Here is a 4,694-nt window from a genome sequence, read left to right as displayed (position 1 = left end):
GAACAGATTCTCCCAGTGATCTTCATGTGGTTCCAGCCGCAATCGATGCGGCCCGACATCCACGCGGTTCCCGTCCAGTCCGCGTAGGGCCCGTCGACGCCGACCATGGCGGATGTTTCCTCAAAGCTTGCGATGCTGCCGGCCATTCCCTGGGCCTGGCAATCGTTTTCCACCTTGATTTGGGTGTGCGAGTCCAGGATGAAGACGCTGTGGTCGTCACAGGCAATGGTGTGCTGAAAATGCAGGCTGCCGTCCTCGGCATTGAAGCCCTGCAGGACGCCGTGAACCCCGCAGCGCAGTTTCAGGCCCCGGTTTCCCTGGAGTTGGGCCGAGCCCAGCGTCATCATTGTGCCAAGGCTGTTGGTGCGGGCCTCGCCCTTGAGGTCGATGCAGGCCGCATCGCTCCCAGGCGTCGGGCCGAGCAGGCCGAAGAGCAGAACGGCGGATGTGGCGGCCAGGCTTCTTTTTTTCATAAATCCCCTCCAAGAATGTGTGTTGGCTTCGCTTTTTGATAGCGTCATTTACCATGCCGGAATCTCATGTCAAACAGTATTTTTTCTCGGGGCGCCGCCAGGCCACCAATATAAGATGAGAAGTCGTTTTTCTTGAGTATTCCTTCGCTGTTTTCCCCGATGGGCGATGCGGCGGAGTTGGGCATTTTGTTTCGGGACATTGATGAGGTCGATTCATGAGAATTCACACCTCGGATGCCATTGTGTTGCGCCATGGCGATTACGGCGAAGCGGATCGCATCGTTAGTTTCTACGCGCGCGAGGTCGGCCTGCTCAAGGGGTTCGCGCGCCATGCACGCAGCAGCCGCAGGCGATTTGGCGCAGCCCTGGAGCCCTTTGCCCGGGTGCGTGTGCAGTGGACGGCGCCGCGTGGCGAGGGCTTGGTAAGTCTGCGCGAGGTGGAGTTGGAGGATTTGCGCGCGGGATTGCGCTCCCGTCTGGATGCCCTGGCCCTGGCGGCCTATGGCTGCGAGTTGGTCGAGGAGTTGTTTGGGGATGGCGCGCCGCACCCCGAGGTTTATGAGCTGCTGGGCGCCTTTCTCGATGTGACGGCCGAGGGCGGGGAGGATCTGGCAGGTTTACGGCTGCTGCTGGAGATGCGCCTGCTGCGGGCCGCCGGCTATGTGCCGCATCTGCTGCACTGCTCGGAATGCGGCGACGCCGGCGGCGAGGGGGTGTTCTTCGCGGCCGCGCGCGGCGGACGTTTGTGCGCGGATTGCGTGAGCGGCGCGGGTTTGCGTCTCTCGTCCCTGACCCTGGGCACCCTGGCGCGTTGCCTGCAAACTCCCGATACCCTGTTTCGCGGGTTTCGCTTCGGCGCACAGACCCTGCAAGAGGGCGGCGCGGCCCTGGTCGAGGCCCTGGCGCTGCATCTCGATCGGCCCCTGCGCAGCCTGGTGTTCCTGGAGCGTTTCCTGGCGTCCCCCAAGGTGCCCGAGAGCAGGTAAAACGGGATTTTTCCGAGGTTTTGCCGCTTGACAGCCCGGTTTTTGTGGGCTACCCTTTTCCACCTGTGCTTTTTGTATACAGTATACCAATTTAATCCTGGTTTATCTGGAGGCAGCGTGACCTTTCAAGAACTGATCCTGGCTCTGCAAACCTACTGGGCCAAGCAGGGTTGCATCATCCAGCAGCCCTACGATTTGGAAAAGGGTGCCGGTACCTTCAACCCCGCCACCTTCCTGCGCGTTCTCGGCCCCGAACCCTGGAACGTCGCCTATGTCGAACCTTCCCGCCGGCCCACCGACGGCCGCTACGGCGAAAATCCCAACCGCCTGCAGCATTACTACCAGTTCCAGGTGATCCTCAAGCCTTCCCCCATGAACATCCAGGAGCTCTACCTCGACTCCCTGCGCAGCTTCGGCATCGACCCGGCCAAGCACGACATCCGCTTTGTCGAGGACGACTGGGAATCGCCGACCCTCGGCGCCTGGGGCTTGGGCTGGGAAGTCTGGCTGGATGGCATGGAGATCACTCAGTTCACCTATTTCCAGCAGGCAGGCGGCATTGACCTCAAGCCCGTCTCGGGCGAGATCACCTACGGCTGTGAGCGCATCGCCATGTACCTGCAGGGGGTCGACAACGTCTACGATCTCGAATGGGTGAAGGGCATCCGCTACGGCGACGTCCACCATCAGACCGAGGTGGAATTTTCCACCTACAATTTCGAGGAGGCCGACACGGCCATGCTCTTCCAGTTGTTCGGCATGTACGAGAAGGAGTGCGTGCGCCTCGCCGAAAAGCAGCTGGTCTTTCCCGCCTATGATTTCGTGCTCAAGTGTTCCCACACCTTCAACCTGCTCGACGCCCGCGGCGCCATCTCGGTGACCGAGCGCGCCAATTACATCGGCCGGGTGCGCAACCTGGCCAAGCTCTGCGCCCAGGGCTATGTCGCGCAGCGTGAGAAGATGGGCTTTCCGCTGTTGAGCCGCTAGATCCGATTCCCCGCTTTTCCGGAGCTTTCATGTCTGCCGAACTTTTTCTTGAAATAGGAACCGAAGAGATTCCCGCCGGTTTTCTCCCCCTGGCCATGGCCGATCTGGAGCGGCTGGTCCGTAAGGAATTCGAGAGCGCGCGCATCGCCTGCGGAGCGGTGCGCACCTACGCCACGCCGCGGCGCCTGGCCATGGCCGTGACCGAGGTGGCGCTCACCCAGGAACGTCAGGAACTGAGCCTCATAGGTCCGTCGGTCAAGGTGGCCTTCGACGCCGAGGGCAATCCGACCAAGGCCGCCGTGGGCTTCGCCCGCTCCAACGGCGTGGAGGTGGGCGAGCTCTCCCGCGCCCAGACCGACAAGGGCGAATACCTGTTTCTCTCCAAGGTCATCGAGGGGCGCCCCACCGCCGAACTGCTGCCGGAGATGCTGCCGCGCCTCATCAGCGCCATTCCCTTCAAAAAGTCCATGCGCTGGAAGGATCTCGACATTCGCTTCGCCCGGCCGGTGCACTGGATCGTTGCGCTGTTCGACGGCCTGGTGGTGCCCTTCGCCTTCGGCAATCTGCAAAGCGGTCATCTGTCCCGTGGACACCGCTTCATGGCCCCGGCCATGTTTCCCGTGACCGGCGAGCAAGGCTGGCTGGCCGAATGCGAGCGACATTTCGTGCTGCCCGATCCTGCTCGGCGCCAGGAAATCATCGCCCGCGAAATCGAGCGCGTGGCCCAAGGGACGGGCGGCAAGGTCAATCCCGACCCCAAACTGCTCGAAGAGGTCAGCTTCTTGGTCGAGTATCCCGTGCCCCTGTGCGGCTCCTTCGAGGAAAAATACCTGCAACTGCCGCGCGAGTTGCTCATTACCACCATGCGCGAGCACCAGCGCTACTTTACCGTGGTCGGCGACGACGGCCGCTTGCTGCCGCGCTTCATCACCATCGCCAACACCGTGCCCCAGGATCCGGCGGTGGTGGTCAAGGGCAACGAGCGGGTCTTGCGCGCGCGGCTGGCCGATGCCATGTTCTTCTGGCAGGAAGACCAGAAAACCAAGCTGGAAGGGCGCCTTGACGCCCTCAAGAGCGTGGTGTACCAGGCCAAGCTCGGCACCAGCTATGAAAAGGTCATGCGCTTCAAGGTGATCGCCGAGGGCCTGGCGGAAAAATTCGAACCTCAGGCGCAGGCCCTCACCGCGCGCGCGGCGCTGCTCGCCAAGTGCGACCTGGAAACGGGCATGGTCTACGAATTTCCCGAGCTCCAGGGGGTCATGGGCCGCGAGTACGCGCGCCTTGAAGGCGAGGATCCGCGCGTCTGCGCCGCCATTCACGAACATTACCTGCCGCTGCACGCCGGTGGCGAGCTGCCGGCCGAGAGCATCGGTGCCTACATCTCCATCGCCGACAAAATCGACACCATCTGCGGCTGCTTCGGCGTCGGCCTGATTCCGACGGGCACCGCCGATCCCTACGCCCTGCGGCGCAACGCCATCGGCATCCTCAACGTCATCCTCGATCGCGGCCTGCGCCTGGCCATCCCCGCGCTGGTGGGGCAGAGCCTGGATCTGCTGCGGGAGAAACTCACCCGTCCCCTGGAGGATGTGCGGGCCGAGGTGCTCGAATTCATCCGCCTGCGCTTTTTCAACATGCTGACCTCCCAGGGCCATCCCCAGGACGTGGTCGACGCGGTGCTCGCGGCCGAATTCGGCGAGCCCGTCGATGCCCTGCGCCGCGTCGAGGCGCTGGCCGCCATGAAGCAGCGCGAGGATTTCGAGGCGCTGGCCGTTGCCTTCAAGCGCGTGGTTAATATCATTAAAGGCGGAGTGCCCGATGCGGTGGCCGCCGAATTGCTTCAAGCCGATTGCGAAAAACAGCTGCACGCCGCGGTGCGACAGGCCGGCGGCGAGGTGCAGGCCCTGGTGAGTCAGGGGGACTACCCCGGGGCGCTGCGCGCCATAGCCGCCCTGCGCGGGCCGGTGGACGCCTTTTTCGACGGCGTCATGGTCATGGCCGAGGATGCGGCGGTGCGCACCAACCGACTGGCGCTGCTCACGGCCGTGGCGCGTCTGTTCGAAGGGATTGCCGATTTTTCCCGGATTTCCGACTGATTTTCGGAAAGAAACTCGGTGCAAGGGGCCATGGCGGCCCGGCATATCATCACTGAAAAGAGGAGGAGTAGGTTGATGGCTGCGAAGTACGTGTATTTCTTCGGCGAGGGGAAAGCCGAAGGGCGTGGGGACATGAAGAATCTGCTGGGCGG

At 62.9% G+C, this 4,694-nt stretch carries 4 protein-coding genes; 3 read left to right on the top strand and 1 reads right to left on the bottom strand.

All coding sequences use genetic code 11. The annotated features are described in order from the left end of the window. Positions 1–473, bottom strand: a 473-nt coding sequence (locus QAT43_RS14310; RefSeq protein WP_305043765.1) for a hypothetical protein, incomplete at its 3' end; no start/stop codon positions are given. A gap of 215 nt (positions 474–688) precedes the next feature. On the opposite strand from QAT43_RS14310, the gene recO reads away from it, so the two are divergent. From recO to glyS, 3 genes are all read left to right on the top strand, one after another. Further along, on the top strand, positions 689–1,459 hold the full coding sequence (gene recO / locus QAT43_RS14305) for a DNA repair protein RecO (protein WP_305043764.1): 771 nt from the start codon (positions 689–691) through the stop codon (positions 1,457–1,459). Between the two features lie 117 nt (positions 1,460–1,576). After that, positions 1,577–2,446, top strand: a complete 870-nt coding sequence (gene glyQ, locus QAT43_RS14300; RefSeq protein WP_305043763.1) for a glycine--tRNA ligase subunit alpha — start codon at positions 1,577–1,579, stop codon at positions 2,444–2,446. Positions 2,447–2,475: 29 nt separating this feature from the next. Further along, positions 2,476–4,542, top strand: coding sequence for a glycine--tRNA ligase subunit beta (gene glyS, locus QAT43_RS14295; protein ID WP_305043762.1), 2,067 nt, complete (start codon positions 2,476–2,478; stop codon positions 4,540–4,542). Positions 4,543–4,694 lie beyond the last annotated feature (152 nt).

Source organism: Geoalkalibacter sp. (genome assembly GCF_030604225.1).
Lineage (GTDB): Bacteria > Desulfobacterota > Desulfuromonadia > Desulfuromonadales > Geoalkalibacteraceae > Geoalkalibacter.
The sequence above is the reverse complement of the archived record's forward strand: the minus strand, read 5'-3'. Positions and strand labels throughout refer to the sequence as shown.

Bases quoted from the DNA above. Each gene is read 5' to 3' on its own strand.
- recO (WP_305043764.1), top strand. From the start codon at position 689: ATGAGAATTCACACCTCGGATGCCATTGTGTTGCGCCATGGCGATTAC.
- glyS (WP_305043762.1), top strand. From the start codon at position 2,476: ATGTCTGCCGAACTTTTTCTTGAAATAGGAACCGAAGAGATTCCCGCC.